Origin of the sequence: Pontibacter fetidus (assembly GCF_010119545.1) — a bacterium.
In the GTDB taxonomy this organism is placed as follows: domain Bacteria; phylum Bacteroidota; class Bacteroidia; order Cytophagales; family Hymenobacteraceae; genus Pontibacter; species Pontibacter fetidus.
The window spans coordinates 122,790-143,897 of the sequence record NZ_JAAEAA010000002.1; the positions used below are offsets into that span (position 1 = coordinate 122,790).

The 21,108-nt window shown below is 47.4% G+C and carries 19 protein-coding genes and 1 tRNA gene; 15 read left to right on the plus strand and 5 right to left on the minus strand.

Annotated elements, in window-relative coordinates; genetic code table 11:
* The first annotated feature begins 90 nt into the window (after positions 1–90).
* Complete coding sequence (locus GWO68_RS01660; protein WP_162344668.1) at positions 91–585, plus strand: methylated-DNA--[protein]-cysteine S-methyltransferase; 495 nt, start codon at positions 91–93, stop codon at positions 583–585.
* Positions 586–680: 95 nt separating this feature from the next.
* A complete protein-coding gene (locus GWO68_RS01665; protein ID WP_162344669.1) occupies positions 681–1,118 on the plus strand; it encodes an RDD family protein in 438 nt (145 codons plus the stop codon).
* Positions 1,119–1,349: 231 nt separating this feature from the next.
* On the opposite strand, the gene GWO68_RS01670 is transcribed toward GWO68_RS01665, so the two are convergent.
* From GWO68_RS01670 to GWO68_RS01680, 3 genes are all read right to left on the minus strand, one after another.
* Positions 1,350–1,904 (minus strand): SixA phosphatase family protein, encoded by a 555-nt coding sequence (locus tag GWO68_RS01670; protein WP_162344670.1) that lies wholly within the window; start codon positions 1,902–1,904, stop codon positions 1,350–1,352.
* 34 nt (positions 1,905–1,938) lie between these two features.
* Positions 1,939–4,797, minus strand: coding sequence for a tetratricopeptide repeat protein (locus GWO68_RS01675; RefSeq protein WP_162344671.1), 2,859 nt, complete (start codon positions 4,795–4,797; stop codon positions 1,939–1,941).
* A gap of 120 nt (positions 4,798–4,917) precedes the next feature.
* Positions 4,918–5,508, minus strand: coding sequence for a phosphatase PAP2 family protein (locus GWO68_RS01680; RefSeq protein ID WP_162344672.1), 591 nt, complete (start codon positions 5,506–5,508; stop codon positions 4,918–4,920).
* A gap of 16 nt (positions 5,509–5,524) precedes the next feature.
* Here GWO68_RS01680 and GWO68_RS01685 point away from each other — a divergent pair, with 16 nt between their 5' ends.
* Complete coding sequence (locus GWO68_RS01685; RefSeq protein ID WP_162344673.1) at positions 5,525–5,710, plus strand: hypothetical protein; 186 nt, start codon at positions 5,525–5,527, stop codon at positions 5,708–5,710.
* Between the two features lie 28 nt (positions 5,711–5,738).
* Here GWO68_RS01685 and GWO68_RS01690 read toward each other — a convergent pair.
* Together GWO68_RS01690 and GWO68_RS01695 are read right to left on the minus strand one after the other, a co-directional pair.
* Positions 5,739–5,820, minus strand: a tRNA-Leu gene (locus GWO68_RS01690).
* Positions 5,821–5,930: 110 nt separating this feature from the next.
* Positions 5,931–6,650 carry a phosphatase PAP2 family protein gene (locus tag GWO68_RS01695; RefSeq protein WP_162344674.1) on the minus strand — a complete coding sequence of 240 codons (720 nt, stop codon included), beginning with the start codon at positions 6,648–6,650 and terminating at the stop codon, positions 5,931–5,933.
* A 90-nt stretch (positions 6,651–6,740) separates the two neighbouring features.
* On the opposite strand from GWO68_RS01695, the gene thpR reads away from it, so the two are divergent.
* The 12 genes from thpR to GWO68_RS01755 all read left to right on the plus strand — a co-directional run bounded on the left by thpR (position 6,741) and on the right by GWO68_RS01755 (position 21,095).
* On the plus strand, positions 6,741–7,304 hold the full coding sequence (gene thpR, locus GWO68_RS01700) for an RNA 2',3'-cyclic phosphodiesterase (protein ID WP_162344675.1): 564 nt from the start codon (positions 6,741–6,743) through the stop codon (positions 7,302–7,304).
* A 38-nt stretch (positions 7,305–7,342) separates the two neighbouring features.
* The gene (locus tag GWO68_RS01705) at positions 7,343–7,834 is read left to right on the plus strand and encodes a CinA family protein (protein WP_162344676.1); all 492 of its coding nucleotides are present in this window, start codon (positions 7,343–7,345) and stop codon (positions 7,832–7,834) included.
* Complete coding sequence (locus GWO68_RS01710; RefSeq protein WP_235941901.1) at positions 7,812–8,495, plus strand: class I SAM-dependent methyltransferase; 684 nt, start codon at positions 7,812–7,814, stop codon at positions 8,493–8,495. Before GWO68_RS01705 ends, GWO68_RS01710 begins: the two co-directional genes overlap by 23 nt.
* Before the next feature lie 607 nt (positions 8,496–9,102).
* Positions 9,103–10,932, plus strand: a complete 1,830-nt coding sequence (locus tag GWO68_RS01715) for a M61 family metallopeptidase (RefSeq protein WP_235941902.1) — start codon at positions 9,103–9,105, stop codon at positions 10,930–10,932.
* Positions 10,933–11,036: 104 nt separating this feature from the next.
* The gene (locus tag GWO68_RS01720; RefSeq protein WP_162344677.1) at positions 11,037–11,621 is read left to right on the plus strand and encodes a TonB-dependent receptor; all 585 of its coding nucleotides are present in this window, start codon (positions 11,037–11,039) and stop codon (positions 11,619–11,621) included.
* A gap of 119 nt (positions 11,622–11,740) precedes the next feature.
* Positions 11,741–12,757, plus strand: coding sequence for an MBL fold metallo-hydrolase (locus GWO68_RS01725; RefSeq protein ID WP_162344678.1), 1,017 nt, complete (start codon positions 11,741–11,743; stop codon positions 12,755–12,757).
* Positions 12,758–12,824: 67 nt separating this feature from the next.
* On the plus strand, positions 12,825–14,294 hold the full coding sequence (locus tag GWO68_RS01730) for a sodium:solute symporter (protein ID WP_162344679.1): 1,470 nt from the start codon (positions 12,825–12,827) through the stop codon (positions 14,292–14,294).
* A 531-nt stretch (positions 14,295–14,825) separates the two neighbouring features.
* Positions 14,826–16,643 (plus strand): ABC transporter ATP-binding protein, encoded by a 1,818-nt coding sequence (locus tag GWO68_RS01735; protein WP_162344680.1) that lies wholly within the window; start codon positions 14,826–14,828, stop codon positions 16,641–16,643.
* A 137-nt stretch (positions 16,644–16,780) separates the two neighbouring features.
* The gene (locus GWO68_RS01740) at positions 16,781–17,302 is read left to right on the plus strand and encodes a hypothetical protein (protein WP_162344681.1); all 522 of its coding nucleotides are present in this window, start codon (positions 16,781–16,783) and stop codon (positions 17,300–17,302) included.
* 102 nt (positions 17,303–17,404) lie between these two features.
* Positions 17,405–18,271, plus strand: a complete 867-nt coding sequence (locus GWO68_RS01745) for a DUF2911 domain-containing protein (RefSeq protein WP_162344682.1) — start codon at positions 17,405–17,407, stop codon at positions 18,269–18,271.
* Between the two features lie 77 nt (positions 18,272–18,348).
* The gene (locus tag GWO68_RS01750; protein WP_162344683.1) at positions 18,349–19,272 is read left to right on the plus strand and encodes a class I SAM-dependent methyltransferase; all 924 of its coding nucleotides are present in this window, start codon (positions 18,349–18,351) and stop codon (positions 19,270–19,272) included.
* 359 nt (positions 19,273–19,631) lie between these two features.
* Positions 19,632–21,095, plus strand: coding sequence for a sensor histidine kinase (locus GWO68_RS01755; protein ID WP_162344684.1), 1,464 nt, complete (start codon positions 19,632–19,634; stop codon positions 21,093–21,095).
* Positions 21,096–21,108: the final 13 nt, after the last annotated feature.

Sequence of the window (21,108 nt, forward strand, 5' to 3'; positions counted from 1 at the left end):
CCGTTAAGTTTAGCGGGGATTTTTGTTTTACGGGCTATACTTTCATCTTCAGTCATTTGCGCTATAGTTAGCATTTCCGTACATTTAGCTATGCTTGCTACTTTCTATACCTGCAGTTACAACACGCCCATCGGCTACCTTAATCTGGCGGCTACTGATACGCATCTGGTGTCGTGCCTATTTTCGGATATAGCCTACCCTACCTCACCGGAGCAACCTGCTGTTTTGAAGCAAACTATAGATCAGTTGGATGAATATTTTGCAGGTACCCGCAGGCAATTTGATCTGCCTCTACAACCGGAAGGCACAGATTTCCAGAAAAAAGTCTGGGACAATTTATACACGATCCCTTTTGGTAAAACTGTTTCTTATATGGCAGTGGCCCGTGCTGTGTCCGGTGAGAAAGCGATACGGGCAGTGGGTGCGGCTAACGGCAAAAACCCGATCTGTCTGATTGTGCCCTGCCACCGCGTTATTGGCAGCGACGGCAGCCTGACTGGTTACGCCGGCGGCTTGTGGCGCAAAGAGTGGCTGCTAAAACACGAAGGCATCCTGAAACCAACTCAGCAGCTGGCCTTATTTTAACCCATAACTAACTATAACACAACCTGTTTGTATTTATTATAGTATATCAGAACCGTACCAGTGCGGCTACTCCTAAACTATGATAAAACGATACTATGCAGGTTGCTAACTATAAGTCTGATGTGCGGCGGCTGCCAGCCACGTTAGGTCTCCGCTCCATTGCCTTGCTTATAGATGCAGTGCTGATCATTTCTGTTGCGGCCATTGCCGATTATTACACTATCAGCAGCAACGAATCCAACTTTTTATGGAAACCCGAAACATTGATCTACCTTTTACTGGGTTGGTTATACTTTGCCGGGGCCGAAAGCAGCCATACGCAGGCTACGCTGGGTAAATATTTAGCAGGCATACAGGTTGTGGATGAACAAAACGGTCGCCTCACCTTCAAAAAAGCTTCTGTCCGTTACTTTGCCAAACCGATCTCGGTACTTGTGGTGCTTATGCGTTTTATGCGCGGCCTACCAGTGGCGCAACACCGTTATTTCCATAACAGGGTAACCCAGGCCTATGTGGTAAAGCAACAGCGGTAGCCTGCCACTGCAATACTTATCAGCCCTCGCTCGCGTCCCGCCACGTTGCCGAGCAACTATAGTTACGCTATGATATCTTAACTATAAACTATAGTTTAAGCGGCCTGAGGCCGTGGGTAGCTTACACTCTCGGGACGCGAGCAAGGGCAATTAATTTACATATCAACAACAAAAAAGCCCGCTCACCAAAGGCAAACGGACTTTCTTAATTCCTAATAATATCAGCTTAGTTTAGTTTGTAGCTGCGCCATAGGTATCGGCTTCTACGGTGGCGGTGCCGTCTGCTTTTATAGTTACTTTAAAAATGTGATCGTATTTGCTGTCGGCTACTTCGGCAAATGGTTTTTTAGCGCCTAAGGCTTCTACTATAGGCAATATGGTGTTTGAGTGACCTACTACTACCACCGTTTTCCCGGCATTATTCTGAAGGATCTGCTGCTTTAATGCATTAAAATCATGGGCTTCGTAGGTATTTATAGTTAGCTTGTTTGCTTCTGCCAGGGGCTTTACAGTTAAGCTGTTGCGTTTATACTTGGTACTGTAAACGGCATCAACCTTTTTGCCTTTTAAATAAGTGGCTAACGCCTTTGCACGTGCTTCGCCGGCCGGGGTAAGCGCAGGGTCCTGGTCTGTGGTATCGGTGGTTACTTTTTCGGCATGTCGTACCACGTATACTATAGTTGGTTTTGCCTTATCAGCCACATTTGTATCAGCGGCCTGGTTGCACGACCAAATTAAGCCAAAGGATAAAACAAGTATAAACCGGATGTAAAAAGGGAGTTTCATAAGTTAGCGAGTTTATAGTTTAAGTAATTTAAAGTTAGTGTATTGCTGTAACGCCCAGTACACGTTTAGCCTGCGCATTTTTTCCCTCGCGGCGTAACAAATCGGCTAGTTGCAGGCGGGCGTTATAGTGGTACTCATTTTTTATAAGTGCCGCCTTGTAAGATTTCTTTGCTTTACGGGGCTCATCCATTTTTTCCCACAAAACTCCGACGGCTGTTAAGCGCTCGGCCATTTCGGTTGGCGTTTCGGGGCGAGGCTGTTGCTTTAACAACGTAGTTGCCTTCTCTACTTCGCCCAGGCTGGCCAGCAAAGCTACCAGTTTATAAGCATCGGTACGTAATTTATTCTTGCCCGCTAAAAGCGGCTCTAACGTAACTATAGCCGAGTCTTTTAAACCTAATGCCAGCTGGTATTCTGCCATACGCACCGTGTAAGCCGACCGTAGCGTGCCGCTTGCCATTAGTATGCGCTGCGCGTTTTGTAAGGTAATTAATGCTTCTTTATGCTTTCCCTGAGCGGCCAGTACATCGGCGTATTGCTGCCGTAGTTCGTAGTTCTGTGGTTTCAGGGCTACAAGCCTGGCCAGTTCTGCTTCGCTTTCAGGGGCTTTGCCGGTGGTGCCTTTCAGCCAGTGGGCATAGGCCAGGGCTTCGTCGCGCCGGTCGCGGAGGTACGTTGATACGGTTGGTGCATCTTTCACATAACTTTCTGCTAAAATAATAGCTTCCGGTAGCCGCCCATACGAGGCGTATAGTTTTGCAAAAGCCATCGTGTTCGCCGCTTTCGTCATCAGGTCATCTTCCAGTTGCAGAGCTTTCCGGTATAGTTCGGCCTGCTGTTTCAGAGCTTCCGTTTCATCCAGTTTGTTATCGCGGCTCATGGCTTCCAGTAGCTCCGCACGTGCAACATATACAGGGGCGTATTTCGGGTTTAAGTTTTCTGCTTTTGCGAGCCAGGTTTCTGCATCGTTATACTTTTTCTGATATTGTTTTACCCGGGCGTATGCCAGTAGCGCAGGCTGGTACGTAGCATCCCAGGTAAGGGCAGTATCCAGCAAAGCGGTGGCCTGGCTATAGTTGCGGCCTGCCAGCGCTCCCTCCGACAGGTTTAAGTATACCTGCGCCCAGTTGCCGGCCATTGCCTGTTTGTTGCCCGCCAGGTAAGCCCGCTGCCTTTTTACCAGTTCATCCAGAAAACTATACAGTTCAGGGTCTTTGGCTTTGAGGTCGGCGGTGGTGTTGATGGATTTATGGTTGAGCGGATGCACTTTTACAGGCTCGAAATACGCCGGATAGGTTTGCGCCAGGTACTCGTGTTCGTTATTCGCTGAATAATAATCCAGCGTGCGGTTTTCCTTCATGGCATTCTGGTACAGGCGGCGCACGGCACGATTCTCGGCATCAGTAAACACATTTCCATGAAACTGGTGCACATACTCATGCAGCACCACATTGCGCTCCAGGTACGAGCCGCGAACTACATATTCTATGGCGGCTGCGCCACTTCCTACCCCGCGTATGTCCATCCACTGGCGGTTATCAAAGGTCGTGGCCTGCCTGAAGTAGGGCGAGTTCATGGCAATAGCCAGGTCAATGTGCAGTGGCGGAATCACAAATTTCTCGTTTTGCCTGCTCAGGAACGGAAAGTAAACAATGCTCTCGTATAGTTGCGACCACACCATTTTCTGCACTTCATCGCCGGGGTAATAAGCCACATCCGGGAACACACGCGCAAAATTTACAGGGTCTTTTATAGTTGTGGTTTTGATGATCTGTTGTAGCGAATCGTAATTGTGCAGGTAAGGAAGTTGCTTTTGTTTGATAACAGCTGCCAAAGCATTATGCGCCGGACCATAGTGTTTCTTGCGTTTCAGGATGTTCTGGAAGATTGCCTGAGCAGAATCTAACCGTTGGTCGCGGTCCATGTCGAATGCCATATAATACACTGAGCCGCGCAACATTGCAGGCAGCACCGACTTGGGGTATTCTTTTTGAATCTTTTCGGCTATAGTTAAGGCATCGTGTAGTTTGTTCTGAGAGATCAGTTTTTCTGCTGGTTGGAGTTGCTGCCGTACTTTCTCATCTTCGGGTTGGGCATAATCGGCGTAGGTAAGGTTGGTGTGGCCGTTGCCCCAGTGCCAGTGCGTTACATAGTGCAGCGGGTTCAGTTCCAGTGCCAGTTCCCATTGTGCAGCCATGTTATTTAGCTGGGTGGCATCTACGCGTCGCCAGATGGCATAGCCATAGTTAAAGCGGGCATCAGGGTTAAAGGGGTTTAGCGTAAGGCTGGTGATAAGTGGTTTCTCGGCCAGTTCCGGCTTCTGGTTCCAGAAATGCACATCCGACTCCAGCAAATAGGCATCGGCATTTTCCTGGTTATACTTCTGTACTTTCTGGGCGTAGGTCAGTGCCTGGTCATACTTTTTCTGCAGCATCAGAATACGCCCTGTTTGCAAAGTAGCTGCTTCGTGTGTTGGGGTTTTGGCTAAGATCTGGTTGGCAGTGGCTTTTGCTTTTTCCAGTTCCCAGGCCTGCACCTGCAGTTTGCTTTGCAGCAGCAGCGCTTCCGCGGATTCGGGTTGTAGCTTCAGGGCCTGCGTTACCAGCTTTTCGGCCTGCTCAAACTCGTTGTTCAGGATAGCCAGTTTTGCTTTGGCAACTATAGTTTGCTCGGTCGGTTTGGCGTTGGCTATAGTTTGCTCCGCTTCCTGCCATAAGCCCAATTCCAGTAACTTTTCAGCTTTCTCGGCGGGTGCTATAGTTGCCTGCTTCGCCTTTTCTCGCTCCTGCTGCAGTTTCTCCCGGATGGCTTTTATATTGTCGGGGTGTTGAGCCAGTGAGGGAAGTGCAAGGGTAAGTATTGCTATGCAAAAAAGTATTAATTTAAATTTCATGATTTTTAAGACTCTTTATCCCTATAAAGTATTGTGGACTAACTGTACCTCCTCCATACATTAAATCTACATACTTCTCCTATCACTTAAAACTTTATATCGGATTTATCACATAGTAACCTATACCTGCTTCCGCTCCACTTTTCTTAGGTATACTTTTTCGAGTTTGCGCATGAAGTAAATAGAGATCAGCAGCCAGAGAATTCCGGCGGAGAAACCGGCCAGCACGTCGGTGGCATAGTGCACGTTCAGGTAAATGCGGCTGTAACCTATAAGCAAAAGCAGCAGCGTTAAAAGGATAGTTAACAGCCAGCGCCAAAAGGGATTGGGCACCGTTCGCCATACAATGTAAATGAGTAACCCATAAAACGAGCCACCGATCATGGCGTGGCCGCTGGGGAAGCTAAGGCCCGATTGCTCGAGCATGGCTGTTTCGGGGCGCGGGCGTTCGAAAACCCGTTTCAGGGCTTGGTTTAGCATAGTACTGGTTAGCGAAATAACCAAAACTTTAAGTGCAAACCACTGCAGTTGCCGGAACCAGGCAAGTATAAGTGTAACTAGTGGCGGCACTACCAGCAGATAATCAGCGGAGGCAAAAAAGGAAATGAAGCGCATAAGGCGCGTAGTAGCAGGAGAAGTATGACTGGCAGCAAACCGGAACATGGCCGCATCAAAAGCAGTGCTCTTTTCTACAAAAACAAGGTCTGCCATATAAACAAACAGTAGTATGCAGGCAAAGAAAACGCTCCATACAAGTATAGCCTCCAGCGACAGCAATGCCAGCGCACTCATAAACCGTTTTAACCTGGCTTTCATGGTGTATGCTTACGCAGTTATAGCTGCACTTGGTATAGCTATAGTTGCAAACCCAACCTATGAAGCACAAAAAAAGCGAAAGCCGGTCCTTAAGTAAGAACCGGCTTTCGCTTTCTGAGATAATGTGCGCACGGGGAGACTCGAACTCCCACACCCGAAGGCACAGGCTTCTGAGACCTGCACGTCTACCAATTTCGCCACGTGCGCGTTGGTCACTAAATCAAATAAACATCCCCAAAACCCTTTAACCCTTCGTTCTTTGGGAGAGCAAAGGTACAACAGAATTTAGTTAATGCAATATCTAAATTAAAAAATATTTATTTTTTTACCACCGTTTCATCTAACAGCACCGGCGTAATTTCTTTACGGGAATAACGCTCCATCCGTCTGAGAATAGATATACCAATTACCACCCACATAAAACCGGCAGCAAAACCGGCCAGCACATCGGTAGCATAATGCACCCGCAAATAAATACGGCTAAAACCGATTATAATTACAAAAACAGACAGAAAACCGATGAGAAAATACCGTAGCGCGGGCTGCTTTACATTATGCCACACCAGGTATATCAGTAAGCCATAAAACGAGGCAGCTACCATGGTATGCCCGCTCGGGAAACTTAAGCCATGTGCTTCTACCATGGGCACAATGGGGCGGGGCCTGTCAAAAAAATATTTCAGGACTACGTTCAGGGTAATGCTGCCTAGGGCTACCACCGGCACTTTAAGCGAATACCAGCGGTGCTTTTTTATAAACACAAAATAGGCAACTAACAGCAGCGCCGCCGGCGTCAGGAATTGCCGCGATGCAAAAAAGGTAGTACCCTGTATAAATTTGTTTAGGCCGGGGCTGGCTATACTTGCCGCAAAGTCAAAAGCTGCTTCATCCACACCCAGTTCATCGCCCTGCAAAATCTGGCTGCTCAGGTAAAAAAACACGATGACGCAGGCTATAAACAGCAGCCACACAAATAGCAGTTCCACTGTAAACAGCGCTACACCCGCTACCAGTTTTTTATAGAAACTTTTTATCATGCTTATACTTTCGTGATTTTGTACGCTATGGTTGCCGTGCCTGCGTATAGTTTTAAACGTAATAACATTAATTAGTGCTATTGTATACTTATGGATGCTACCCTCAGGTTATTTGTGGCAGCGGGGTTAACAGATGAGCTTGGTCCTTACCTGAAAGAGCAGATGCGGCCCTTGCTGGACGACACCCTGCGCCCGGTGCCTTTACAAAACATGCACCTGACACTGTTTTTTATTGGCAACGTGCCGGTTGCAGCACTGGATGAGATCAGAGTTAAAGTAAAAACGATAGCACAGCAGTGTGAGCCATTTACGTTACAGTTAACAGCTGTAGAGCAAGGCCCTAAACCAAAATCGCCACGCCTTATCTGGGCACGGTTCGAGGAGCACCCGGCATTTGCAAAGCTCAGCCGTAAGTTATCTGAGGCACTGGCACCCGACGAACCTAACAAACTAAAACCTACACCGCATATTACGCTTGCCCGCTACCGCAAAAACATTGGCCGCCCCGCAACTACACCAGCTATACTCCCCGAAACAACTATAACCTTGCCCGTACACACAATCGGCATCTGGAAATCTGAACTGGCCTCGCCGCATCCTGTTTATAGTATAATCGAAAGTTACCTGCTTGGCCAAAACCAAAGCCCCGCCTGATAAGTAAGTATAGCTCTAACAAACCTGCACTATTTACGATGACACAAACGGAACTGACCGAACTGGTAACCAAACTAAGAGACAACGACCTGACCATCGCCTTTGCTGAAAGCTGCACTGCCGGCCTGCTGGTTTCTGAGTTTGTGAAGGCAAAGGGCATAAGCGATGTGCTGAAAGGCAGCCTGGTGGTGTACCAGCCGGAAGTAAAAATGAAGTTGCTGAGCGTAAAAAAGAAGACCCTGGATCTGTACACCGCTGAGTCGCAGCAGGTAACCAACGAAATGGTAATGGGCCTGAAGAAAATGCTGAATGCCGATATAAGCATAGCTGTAACTGGTTTGGCAGGCGGTGGCGGCTCTGAAACCGACGAAAAACCAGTGGGTACGGTGTTCGTGTCGTTTTTATACGATGGCAAAGCCGAAGAATTCAGGGAAGTGTTTGATGGCAGCATGCAAGACATCCGTAAAAAAACGGTAGATTACATTTTTGATAAATTAAAGGGCATACTTGAGCAACATTATAAACGCTAAAAAACCTATACCGCTGCAAGTGCACTCCGCACCAGACAGTGGCTTTAACGGGGTAGCCACCTTCTACGACCCGCTTGCCAGACTGGTATATGGTCCAGCCCTACAACATGCCCAACGCTGGCTTCTGCCCTATATACCGGATGGTGCTACTATACTTATCATCGGTGGCGGTAGCGGCTGGTTATTGCAACAGGTACTTTTACAGCGCTCCCCGGCCCATGTGCTATACCTGGAGGCGTCTGAAAAAATGCTTACCCTTGCCCAAAAACTTAACCAGCAGCAAACTATAGTTGAATACCAGCTTGGCACCGACGCAGACCTGCAACCTCACCAGCAGTTCGATGTGATTATTACCCCTTTTATACTTGATCTGTTCCCCGACGAAAGGCTTACTCAACTGATGCACCGCCTCTACTCGGCTCTGGCTCGCGATGGCTTATGGCTATTTGCAGATTTCTGGCCGGTGCAGCAACAACCACTTGTGTGGCAGAAGCTGCTGGCAAAAAGCATGTATCTGTTTTTCGGAATTTTGAGTGATGTAAAGGCCAGGCAGCTTCCGGATTACGGAGCCCATTTCAAGGCATTGGGACTTAAGGAACAGCAGAGCGCAGCATTTTATAAAGGATTTGTGCAGGCCAAGGTTTTCAGGAAATCTGTCTGAATCAGGATTTACAGGATTACAAAAGATTTACGGGATTTTTAGACCTAGCAGTGTGCGCAGGTCCTGCTAGTGTCTGAGGTCATGGTTTCATAGCCTGCATATTAACATCCCCCTCCCCCCTTCGAAGGGGGACTTTCTGCTACTGCTGTAGTTGATTTTATAGTTTTATAGTTACAGCCCAAGATTCGGGCAGGTCGCGACCTGTCCCTACGGAAATACTACCACGATAAAGCTCGAAGCTTAAAGTTTCAAAGTATAGGCAAACTATAGCTATGAGAAAGATCACAGTCTTTGGGTTGAGCGCCTCGAGAGGTTCCGGTGCCGTCAGGCATTGCGAGGCACGAGCAAAGGAAGCGAAAGCAGCGATCAAACCAAAGACGGGGCCTCCCGGCCGTGAGGGCACCAAAGTTCATTTGAAACGATGGGTCAGTAAAGCTCCCAGGAATACAAAAAGTTTGAAAGGATAGCATGTCTCAAGTAGTAGGCAAAGTCAACTATAGGACATATAAGATCCCTCGGCTTGCGCTCGGAATGACAAAGCCACCCTTAATTTGTGTAGCAACAACCTTCTCCTTATATTTCAAAAACCAAACAACCTCACCTACACATGCTTTCAAAAATCTGTACCTTACTGATAGCCCTCTGCATGGCATCGCCTTTAATGGCCCAACAAAAAGTTAGCTATAGTTTGTCGTTCCCGAATGCGGTGCACCACGAAGCCGAGATCAGCGTTACGTTTTCCGGCATCACAACCGATACACTTAAAGTGCTGATGAGCCGCAGTTCGCCGGGGCGCTATGCCCTGCACGAGTTTGCCAAAAATGTGTATAATGTAAAAGCGAATGACAGCCAGGGGAAAGCACTGAAAACCCCTAAAGCCACACCACAGCAATGGAATATTACCGGCCATAACGGTACAGCAACTATAACCTATACCTTGTTCGGAGACCACGCCGACGGCACCTACGCAGGTATAGACCAAACGCATGCACACCTGAACATGCCGGCTACCCTGATGTATGCAAAAGGATTTGAGAAAGTAGCTGCCACCGTTGCATTTAACACCCCGGAGGGCAGCAACTGGAAAATAGCCACACAGTTAAAGCACGAGCAAGGCAACACCTATTCAGCCCCACATTTCCAGTACCTGATGGACAGCCCGACAGAGCTCAGCAATTTTGACACAGCAGAATGGACCATCCGTGATAAAGGAAAAGAAAAAACCATACAGGTAACCCTGCACCACAATGGCACCAAAGAGCAGTTTAACGAGTATGTGCAGAAAACTAAACAGATAGTAGCGGAGCAGCGCGCTGTTTTTGGCGAACTACCGGACTATGATTTCGGCCGCTATACGTTTATTGGCTGCTACATGCCGCAGGCCAGCGGCGATGGCATGGAACACCGCAACTCAACGATAGTTACCAGTTCGCAACCGCTGGCAAAAGCCATGACCGGGTTACTGAATACCGTGTCGCATGAGTATTTCCATTCCTGGAACGTGGAGCGCATTCGCCCGAAAAGCCTGGAGCCGTTTAATTTTCAGCAGGCAAACATGAGCGAGTCGCTTTGGCTGGCCGAAGGTTTTACAAGCTACTATGGTGATGTTATTATGCCCCGCAGTGGCGTGATCAATGCAAAAGCGTATGCCGAAGGACTGGCCGGAGACCTGAATTATGTGTTGCTTTCACCGGGCCGCCGGTACCATAGCTTGGTAGAGATGAGCCAGCAGGCACCGTTTGTAGATGCAGCCCGCTCCGTAGATGCTGTAAACCGACACAACACGTTTGTATCTTATTACCCCTATGGCGCCATGCTTGGCCTGGCTCTGGACCTGACGCTTCGCCAGAACTATAACAAAACCTTAGACGATTACATGCAGGCCCTTTGGCGCAAATACGGCCAACCCGAAAAACCCTATACTTTAACTAACCTGCAGGAAACACTGGCCGAAGTAAGTGGCGACAAAGCATGGGCCGATAACGTATTCCAGGATTTTGTGAACGGCAGCCACTTGCCTGACTATACTCCGCTACTGGCACAGGCTGGATTTGAGTTGCGTAAAGCAAAACCGGGCGTTGCCACCCTGGGCCATCCGGGGTTAGAGTTCACAAAAAATGGCGCAACTATAACCACTGGCACCACCGTAACCGACCCGATCTACAAAGCAGGCCTCGACAGAACCGACATAATTTTAACGCTGGATGGAAGAAAGATCAGGAAAGAAAAAGACCTGGAAAAAGTGCTTAAAAGCCATAAACCAGGCGATGCAATACCTGTAACCTATAGTAGCCACGGTGCATCTAAAAACGCAACTATAACTTTAGCCGAAGTACCGTTACTGGAAATAGCTTTGTATGAGAACATTGGCAAAGAGCTGACACCAGCTATGCAACAGTTCAGAAATAACTGGATCGGGTCGAAGGTTAAAGAATAGTGCAGCCCGAAAACTGCAAGTTGTAGGTCATAGCTAGCTAAGTTTCTTGCTTTTAAACTATACAAAGCCTACCTTAGTAAGTATAACCTGAAGAACGAAATTACGTGAAGATAGCAGTAAAAATAGCCATGGTTTGTCTGATGTGCTTTGCCGGTAACGCCATGGCCCAGACCGATATAAAACCAACTATAGATGCCTTACCAACAGCACCACGCCTGAATTATAACTTAAATGTAGGGGCCAGCTACAACAGCTATTTCGGGGCAAGTACCTATGTGCAGCCAACGGCGCGCTACCAGGTCACCGACCGTTTCAGGGGCTACGCCAGCTTTACGTTTGTAAACACTATGCCGCAGAACTATGCCGTTTCGACCAACGAAGGCGGAACCATGATGCGCAGAACAAATGGCAACCAGCAATACATTGCACGTGTAGGTGGCGATTACCTGGTAAACGACCGCCTGCTGTTAAGCGGAAACGTTTGGAAGGACCTATCGGCGATGCCAAAAGAGTTGGGCGCTTACAACAACTATAACTATATGGGCCGCCAGGGTGCTGACTTTAGTGCGACTTATAAGATCACAAATAACTTTACGGTAACTGGTGCGGTACGCTATACCGATGGTGCTTCGCCCTACTATAACCCATACTACAATCCAGGTTTCGGCAACAGCCCGTTTGGTTACTAACATCAAGAAATACTTTTAAAAACGCTTTCCCGGCAACAGGAAAGCGTTTTTTATTTGCTTATCCTTAACCCTGAGGCTACATTTATAGTTATTATACCATCACCAAGCATTTTTACACTTTGCAGAACAAGGCACCTAAAACAAGGCATATCAACAACCCAAAGCTGGAAACAGTAAAGCCCGGCTACAAAGGAAACAAGCTCATAAACAATCAGTTTGCCAACGGCGACGAACTATACACCCCCGATTTCAGCAACGTGCTCCGCTGGAAATTATCTGCTAATCCACAAAAAGCTGAGAAAAAATCTGACACCTTTACTCCGCGTGTAGTTACAGGCAACAGCTTTTTAACTTCAGACGAAGATATGGTGGTTTGGTTAGGGCACGCTACTTTCTTTATCCGGATACAAGGTATTACTTTCCTGACAGACCCTATACTTTACGACCTGCCCCTGATGAAGCGCCGCGTTGGCCTGCCCTGCGCTCCGGACGAGCTGCAAAACATTGATTTTGTGCTGCTCTCTCACGCCCACCGCGACCACCTGGACACCGATTCGCTACAAACCGTTTGCCGTAACAACCCTGCCGTAAAGGTTTTAGCACCGCTTTGTGCAGGCCCGCTTATACGCAGTGCCAGCAAACACCTGCCCTACCAGGAAGCCGGCTGGTACCAACGCTACGATATCACACCCGACCACCTGGAAATATACTTTACACCAGCTTCGCACTGGCACCGCCGCGGCTTATTCGACATGAACAAAGTGCTCTGGGGTGGCTTCATCATCAAAACAAAAGAACAAACCTTATACTTTGCCGGCGACACCGGTTTTAACGGGCATTTCGAAGAGATAGAAGAAACCTTTGGCCCTATGGATGTGTGCATAATGCCGGTTGGGGCTTATAAACCATCTTTCCTGATGCAGCGTAGCCACCTTAACCCGCACGAGGCTGTCCGGGCGTATAACATCCTGCGTGGCGGTACCTTTATACCTATGCATTATGGTACTTTCGATCTGTCGGATGAGCCGGCCAGCGAACCAGTGAGGTTACTGGAACAAATTGCAGCTACAGGCCTTATGAGCGGTTTAAAAATTCCGGCTATAGGTGAGCCGCTGCTACTGCGCAACCTGAGTTAGGGTACCTGTTACCATAGCACCATACTTTTGCTATATTTGTAACTATACTTAACCAACAGACAGCCGTATGTCTTCTACCCTTATCATCAGCTTAATTGTAGGCTACTTTCTTATCCTTATTACTATTTCCTGGTTCACCAGCAAAAACACTGACTCCGAGACCTTTTTTCTGGCAAACAGGCAGTCGCCGTGGTACATTGTGGCCTTCGGGATGATCGGTACCTCGCTTTCCGGGGTAACGTTTGTGTCTATTCCGGGGATGGTGGAAAAGGCACAGTTTTCTTACCTGCAGCTGGTATTGGGCTATTTATTAGGTTATTTCGTGATCGCTACCGTACTGATGCCGCTATACTATAGGTTAAATCTGGTATCTATCTACACGTACCTGGAACAGCGCTTTGGCTATTGGTCTTATAAAACCGGGGCAGCCTTTTTTATGCTTTCGCGCACGTTGGGGGCTTCTATCCGCTTATTTCTGGTGGCGGGTGTGTTGCAGTTGGCCGTTTTCGATGACCTGGGTGTTCCGTTTGCGATTTCGGTTATTATTACCATACTTCTGATCTGGGTTTATACGTTCCGGGGCGGCATGAAAACCATTATCTGGACCGACACTTTCCAGACCACAGCCATGCTGATTGCGGTAGTTACAACCATCTGGCTTATTTCGGATGAACTGAACATGGGCTTCCAGGGGATGATTGACAAAGTGCAGGCTAGCCAATATTCGCAGGTGTTTTTCTGGGATGTGAAAGACAGTAAATACTTCCTGAAGCAGTTTTTCTCCGGAGCCTTTATAGCTATAGTTATGACGGGCCTGGACCAGGATATGATGCAAAAAAACCTAAGCTGCAAAAACATTGGCGAAGCCCAGAAAAACATGTTCTGGTTCAGTATTATACTTGTTTTCGTTAACATCCTGTTCCTGACGCTGGGGGCGTTGCTTTACATTTATGCCAACTCAAAAGGTATTACCCTGCCAGCCAAAGGCGACGATGTGTTCCCGTTCCTGGCGCTTAACCATTTCACACCGTTCCTGGGTATAGTTTTCATCCTGGGTATTATTGCTATCACTTACGCCTCCGCCGACTCTGCCCTTACAGCACTTACTACCTCCTTCTGCGTCGATTTCCTGAACTTCAGCGAGCGCAGCGAGCATGAGCGTGTGCGCCTGCGTTACATTGTGCATTTTGGGGTATCGGTGGTAATGGTGCTGGTAATTATTGCTTTTGATGTGTTGAACTCTGAAAGTGTGATTACGGCAGTATTTAAAGTGGCTGGCTATACTTACGGACCACTGCTGGGACTTTATACCTTCGGGCTTTATACCAAACGCGCCATCCGCGACAAGTTTGTTCCGGCTATTTGCATCATTGCTCCCATCCTTACCTACATTATCAGTGCTAATTCTGTAGAGTGGCTGTACGGTTACGAATTTGGTTTTGAGGTACTAATCCTGAACGGCTTTCTGACTTTTGCAGGCCTGTACGCTATCTCATCCGGCAAAACCGACGACCTGGAACTGGCGCAGGGGAAATAGGCTGGGAAGTTAGAAAGTTAGAAAAGGATAAGTTAGAAAGTTTAAGAACAACATGGCGCGAGTCTCTTGGCTCGTGTCGAACTATAGCGGGGCCTCTGGCCCCGCTATCTTTTGTGTTGCATGTCGATGATTAAACATTTATAGATGTAGAAATGCTATAGTTTAAAGCGGCCAGAGGCCGTGGGTAGCTCACACTCGCGGGACGCGAGCGAGGGCCAAAGAACAGAAATTAAAAAGGTAAATGGGCGGGACGCCCAACTATAGTTCGTCACGAGCGAAGACGCTCGCGCCATGAAAATTGAGCCATTCATCAAATTTGAATTGCACTTCAACTTTCTAACTTATCCTTTTCTAACTTTCTAACTTCTTTAACTCCCAAACTCTTACCTCCTAAACTCTTAAACTTATTGCTTACCTTTGCAGGATTGTGAATTGGGTAACTTAAAACCTGCATAACAGGTATCAGTTTAAAACCCTTCCGGCTACCTAACTATAGGGGCATTTCAAAATTAAGTAACGCACAGTACATTAATGGCAAAACGCGGATTCGGGCAAACAGGAGCGCAGGACGGCGAAGAACGTAAGAAGATCACAAAGGAAAGCTTTCAACGGGGGCTCCGCATTTTCGGCTACGTATTACCTTACAAGTTTAAATTTATAGTTGGCCTGGCGTTTCTGGTATTTTCCAGCCTTACCTTTATGGCCTTCCCCTACCTGGTAGGTCAGCTTTTCGATTCAGCTTCCGGCAACTCAACAGGCATTCTGACCAATATCAATGTGATAGCGATGGGGTTGTTCGGTGTGATTCTGCTACAGGGTATTTTCTCGTTTTTCAGGGTATACTTTTTTGCGCAGGTAAGCGAAAATGCTGTAGCCGATATCCGCAGAGATTTGTACAGCAAATTTATGCAGTTGCCGATCTCGTTTTATGAGAAGCGCCGCGTAGGCGAAATTACCAGCCGCATTACCACCGATGTAGCCCAGGTGCAGGATGCTATGTCTATTACACTGGCAGAGCTTTTCAGGCAGTTTACGACGCTTATAGTTGGGGTCATTATCATCATGTGGACCTCCATCAAGCTGTCGTTGTTTATGCTGGCCACGTTCCCGGTACTTATCGTGCTGGCGATGGTATTTGGCCGCAGAATCAAAACACTCTCCAAAAAAACGCAGGACGAACTGGCCAGCACCAATGTTATAGTTGAAGAAACGCTGCAGGCCATAAATACGGTTAAGGCCTTTACCAACGAGATGTTTGAAGTGGCCCGCTACCGTGCTACCCTGAACCGTGCTGTAAAAACGGCTATCACCACCGCAAATTACCGAGGTGCCTTCATTTCCTTTATTATAGTTGGTCTTTTCGGGGGCATTATACTTGTAATCTGGTACGGTGCAACACTGGTTGCCAACGGCGATATTAAGCAAGGCGACCTTGTTTCATTTGTGTTGTATACAGCCTTTATCGGTGCATCCGTAGGTGGCCTGGGCGAACTATACGGCAAAGTACAATCGGCGCTGGGTGCTACAGAACGCATTTTAGAGATACTACAGGAACAGGAAGAGCCAACTGATAAGAGCCTGCGCGCCCTCAGCCAAGTGCCTCGTGTGCAGGGTAACATTACCTATAAAAACGTAGCCTTCTCCTACCCTACCCGCCCGGACATACAGGTTCTGAAAAGTATAAATTTTGAAGCCCTTGCCGGTGAAAAAGTGGCTGTAGTTGGCCCAAGCGGTGCTGGTAAATCAACAATAATACAATTGCTGATGCGCTTTTATGATGTGCAGGGCGGTAGCATAACTGTAGATGGCAAAGACCTGCGCGACATGGACCTGACTACCTTGCGTGGCAACATTGGTATTGTGCCGCAGGAAGTGCTGTTGTTTGGTGGCTCTATTCGTGAAAACATCGCCTATGGTCGCCCGGAAGCTACAGAAACGGAGATTATTGAAGCCGCTAAAAAAGCCAATGCCTACAACTTTATCACTTCTTTCCCGGAAGGGCTGGATACCCTGGTGGGTGAGCGTGGCATAAAACTATCGGGTGGGCAGCGTCAGCGCATTGCCATTGCCAGAGCTATACTTAAAAACCCGGCTATACTTATACTGGACGAAGCCACCAGCTCCCTGGATTCAGAATCGGAGCAACTGGTGCAGCAGGCCATGGATGTGCTGATGAAAGACAGAACCACCATTATTATTGCGCACCGCCTGGCAACTATACGTAAAGCCGACAAGATACTGGTAATAGATGGCGGCGAGATTGTAGAGGAAGGATCGCATGAGGAACTCTCTGCAAACGATAACGGCATTTACGCCAACCTGCTCAGGCTGCAGTTTGAGCTGAGTTAAAAGATACTTATTGATTACCTGAGAAAACCTGCCCAACACATCCGGCAGGTTTTTTTTATGGCCGGCTATACTTAATATTATATTTTTCGTATGTTCGGTGCAAATCAGCTTTTACAGCCAACGCTTACTTACACACCATGTTCCTGAAAACATTTCGCCTGTTCGTCTTTTTACTTTTAATTCAGCTTCCTTTACAACTACAAGCCCAGGAATTTACACAAAACTTCAGGGCATTGTTGTCGCTTTACCTGGAAGTAGGCGGCAACTCCGATAGCTATGCCCTGAACCTGGACCACATACTTTACCAGCGCGAACAATGGAAAGGCGGCCTGCGGGCAGGTTTAGGCACTAACATTTTCTTTATGAAAGAAGAGCCGGGTGTGTACCCAGTTGTACCGGTAGAGGCTTACGCACTGTTAGGCAAGAGCCGCAACCACTTGGAGTTTGGCTTAGGCTACACCCGCCGCTTTACAGATGACCCCGACCTGTTGCAGAACATGTATTTCGGGCGGATCGGATTTAGATACCAAGTGCCCAAGGGTGGTTTGCTTGTCAGGTTTGGGCTTACGCCATTTATTTCGCCGGAAGGCAAAGACGATAAGACGGGCAAGGTTGCAGTGGTGCCACGTTTTGGGTTAAGTATCGGGCGTAGCTGGTAATTCAGCCTGAAAACAGGCATTCTGGTAAAGCTATAGTTTATATCCGCGCTATTTTGAGTAATATTACATAACCAAGTACAAACCCTGTTAAACTATAAACTCATGAAAAAGACCCTGATCGGCATAGCCCTGTCGGCTGCCCTGTTGTTTGGCACAAGCGCTGCACAGGCACAAATTGCAACACCTGCAGCCAGCCCGGCAGCAACTATCACACAAAAAGTTGGCTTAACAGATGTTTCTGTTTCTTACTCGCGCCCGTCGCTGAGAGGCCGTACCTTTGGCAAAGATGTAGTTACTTATGGCGAAATGTGGAGAACAGGTGCCAACAGCCCTACCCTGCTAAAGTTTGCTGATGAGGTAACGATACAAGGCAACAAAGTACCTGCCGGCGAATATGTGCTGATGAGTATTCCTGCCCAGAACGAGTGGACCATCATCCTGCACAAGAACAAAGACCTATGGGGCAACAACGATGCAAAATACAACGAGGCTAACGACCATCTTCGCTTTAAAGTAAAGCCACAGACCAACCCACGAACTATAGAGACCTTTACCATTAACTTCGCAAACCTGAAAAGCAATAGCGCCGATGTAGAGTTACTATGGGGTAAAGAAATTGCCGGCTTTACTATAACTACCGACGTGGACAGCAAAGTAATGGCCCAGATACAGGAGAAAGTAGTGAACGGCAAAGATGTTTCGCCAAATGCGTATGCTGCCGCTGCGTCGTACTACCTGAGTGCGAAAAAAGACATGAAGCAGGCCTTGGAATGGATGAAAAAAGCAAACGCAAAAGATGCTAAATTCTGGAACCTGCACACACAGGCTAAAATACAGGCTAACTTAAAAGACTATAAAGGCGCCATAAAAACCGCAGAAGAGTCTATAGAATTGGCTAAAAAAGAAAACAACCCCGAGTATGTACGTATGAATGAACAGGCCATTGCAGAGTGGAAAAAAATGAAGTAATACCTGTTTCATAAAATCAACTATAAGCCTCTGCCTTGCCAGGGGCTTATTTTTTTTATATTTAACCAAACCTATAGTTGAGAGACCAAAACGAAAAACAGCATTCAGAAGAACACCTGGGCCCGGCCCGCGAATACTGGTGGAACGACGATTACCTGGAACTGCTGGCCCAGCGCCTGCACCTGTCTTACTGCCAGACCTTAGTGGATATTGGTTGTGGTAAGGGCATGATGGGCTTTAAATTCTCGAAGTACATGCCCGATGGCAGCACCGTATTTGGCGTAGATTATGAGCCCGGCTACATTGCCGAAGCACAGCAACGCGCACACAGCCAGTTCGGCCACAACCAGATCAACTATAAGTTTAGCGTAGGCAACGCCACCGATATTCCCCTACCCGACAACATTGCCGACATTACCCTTTGCCAGACCTTACTGATACACGTTAAAAACCCGCAACGCGTAATTCAGGAAATGATACGGGTGACCAAACCAGGGGCCTGGGTAGTAGCCCTGGAGCCTAACAACTTAGTGCCCAACCTGATGTTTGACCGGTACGGCGAAACCGATTTTAACGTGGAAGGCATGCTGGATGTGCTGGAAATTAAGCTTCGGATTGAAAAAGGCAAAAAGAACCTGGGCGAAGGCTTTAACTCGCTGGGCGATGTGGTACCAGACCTGTTTTTGAAAGCCGGCCTGCGCGACATTAAAGTATGGATCTCGGATAAAGCCCTGTCTATTATTCCGCCTTACGATACACAGGAGAAAATACTGCGTGTAGAGCAGATGATGCAATGGATAGAAACCGAAGCCATGGGCTACGACTACCAGGACAACCTGAACTACTACATGGCCGGCGGTGGCGAAAAAGAAAAATTTGATGCCTACTGGGAAAAACTGCTTTACAATAAAATTACCATGAAACAGAAACTGCTGAACGAAGAATATGTGTCGGCGGGCGGTAGCCTGGTATATATTGTGGCGGCTCAGAAACCAAGGTAACTATAGCATCCTTTAATCAGGTATAACAACAGTTTGCTAACTATAGAACAGCAGAATAAACCAATGTCAGCGAGAATTTCGCTTCCAAAAAGGTGCAATTTTATTTCCCATACATGCAACCCTCTCTATATACTTACGTAAGGTAAACTTACCTTTTTAGCCAAAACAACATAACATCATGCAATCTCACCTATTTCAATACCATCACACATTACTTTCTACAACTCATCTGCACCATCAGGTGCCTGAAAATTTCATCCTATAATTCTTTATATTTGTTCAGCACCTATTTCTGGCATCCGATTTCAGAAAGCTAAATTGCTGGCTATCAATTATAACGTAGAAAGTAAATCTCTTACATGAAATTATCGGTAAAACTGTTTGTCGGGTTCCTCCTGATCTCGGCACTGTTTACAGCTGTAGCTATAGTTAACTTCCGGTTATCTGAAGACGTTATCCAGAATACCCAATGGGTGTCCCGGTCCCAGATCGTGGTGCGCAACTCGGCAGCCCTGCAGCGTAATATTATCGACCTCGAAACCGGTATCCGCGGGTACCTGCTAAACGGTAACGAAACTTTCCTGATACCTTATACCCAAGCAAAAGACCAGCTACCCAGTTTGTTTAACGAAATCACGGCCTTTACCAAATACTCTCCGGAGCAAATAAAAAAAGTAGAGGACATTATCAGGTTTCAGAACGAATGGCAGCAAAATTATGCCGAGCCGCTGATTGCCATTACAAGAGCCGATACGCTGGGCAACACCAAAGATTATAGCGCAACTATAGACAGCCTGGTGTTAGGCGAAAAGATACTCATGGACTCGATGCGTGTGGCGTTTAAGGATTTTAACGCCTATGAGTACCGCATCCGTGGCGAACGTAGCGAGCGCCTCAGCCAAAGTATAGAATCCACGCGCCAGGTCTCAACTATACTTACCGTTATCTCGGTTATACTTGGGCTGGGCTGGGCCTATTACATTACACGCCTCATCACTTCCCGCATCATGAAGATGGTAAACCTGGCCGATAAAATATCGAAGGGGGACTATAAAACGCAGATTGTGGATGATGCCAAGGATGAACTAAGCATGCTGTCGCACTCGCTAAACATGATGGCAAAAACCATTGACGAATCTTTTTCGGAGCTGGACCGCAAAAACAAAGAGTTGGACCAGTTTGCCTATGTGGTATCGCATGACCTGAAAGCGCCTTTGCGTGGCATTGAAGTAGCCTCGCGCTGGGTTGAGGAAGACATGGGCCGCGAATTACCCGAAAACATACGCGAATACCTGACCATGATGCGTGCCCGTGTACACCGCATGGAAAACCTAATAAATGGTATACTTGCCCTGGCCCGCATTGGCCGTACCACGCTTATTGAAGAACAGGTTGATGTAAAAGAACTGTTAACCGAAACGATAGACCTGCTTGCCCTGCCCGAGCGCTTTAAAGTTACCATGCCGGCGCATTTGCCCGTATTGTATACAGCACGTGTACAGTTACAGCAGGTATTTTCTAACCTCATCAGTAACGCAGCAAAGTATAACAACAAACCCCAGGGCCGCATAAACATTGCTTATGAAGAGCAGGAAAACTTCCATGTATTTTCAGTAGCTGACAATGGCCCGGGTATTGATAAGGAATATCACGACCGTATATTTATAATTTTCCAGACGTTGCAAGAAAGAGATGCCGTGGAAAGTACGGGAGTAGGCCTGGCCATCGTTAAGAAGATTGTGGAATGGCAGGGAGGTACCATTCACGTCGATTCTACTCCGGATCAAGGGTCGACGTTTACATTTTACTGGCCCAAAAAATAGAACTTAAGGATAA

What these genes read in the sequence shown, in the direction of transcription:
- GWO68_RS01705 (WP_162344676.1), top strand. Translation starts at nt 7,343, where the DNA reads ATGACACAAACGGAACTGACCGAACTGGTAACCAAACTAAGAGACAAC.
- GWO68_RS01670 (WP_162344670.1), bottom strand. Translation starts at nt 1,904, where the DNA reads ATGAAACTCCCTTTTTACATCCGGTTTATACTTGTTTTATCCTTTGGC.
- GWO68_RS01660 (WP_162344668.1), top strand. Translation starts at nt 91, where the DNA reads ATGCTTGCTACTTTCTATACCTGCAGTTACAACACGCCCATCGGCTAC.
- GWO68_RS01675 (WP_162344671.1), bottom strand. Translation starts at nt 4,797, where the DNA reads ATGAAATTTAAATTAATACTTTTTTGCATAGCAATACTTACCCTTGCA.
- GWO68_RS01695 (WP_162344674.1), bottom strand. Translation starts at nt 6,650, where the DNA reads ATGATAAAAAGTTTCTATAAAAAACTGGTAGCGGGTGTAGCGCTGTTT.
- GWO68_RS01715 (WP_235941902.1), top strand. Translation starts at nt 9,103, where the DNA reads ATGCTTTCAAAAATCTGTACCTTACTGATAGCCCTCTGCATGGCATCG.
- thpR (WP_162344675.1), top strand. Translation starts at nt 6,741, where the DNA reads ATGGATGCTACCCTCAGGTTATTTGTGGCAGCGGGGTTAACAGATGAG.
- GWO68_RS01745 (WP_162344682.1), top strand. Translation starts at nt 17,405, where the DNA reads ATGAAAAAGACCCTGATCGGCATAGCCCTGTCGGCTGCCCTGTTGTTT.
- GWO68_RS01665 (WP_162344669.1), top strand. Translation starts at nt 681, where the DNA reads ATGCAGGTTGCTAACTATAAGTCTGATGTGCGGCGGCTGCCAGCCACG.
- GWO68_RS01735 (WP_162344680.1), top strand. Translation starts at nt 14,826, where the DNA reads ATGGCAAAACGCGGATTCGGGCAAACAGGAGCGCAGGACGGCGAAGAA.
- GWO68_RS01685 (WP_162344673.1), top strand. Translation starts at nt 5,525, where the DNA reads ATGCAGGCAAAGAAAACGCTCCATACAAGTATAGCCTCCAGCGACAGC.
- GWO68_RS01680 (WP_162344672.1), bottom strand. Translation starts at nt 5,508, where the DNA reads ATGGCAGACCTTGTTTTTGTAGAAAAGAGCACTGCTTTTGATGCGGCC.
- GWO68_RS01730 (WP_162344679.1), top strand. Translation starts at nt 12,825, where the DNA reads ATGTCTTCTACCCTTATCATCAGCTTAATTGTAGGCTACTTTCTTATC.
- GWO68_RS01755 (WP_162344684.1), top strand. Translation starts at nt 19,632, where the DNA reads ATGAAATTATCGGTAAAACTGTTTGTCGGGTTCCTCCTGATCTCGGCA.
- GWO68_RS01740 (WP_162344681.1), top strand. Translation starts at nt 16,781, where the DNA reads ATGTTCCTGAAAACATTTCGCCTGTTCGTCTTTTTACTTTTAATTCAG.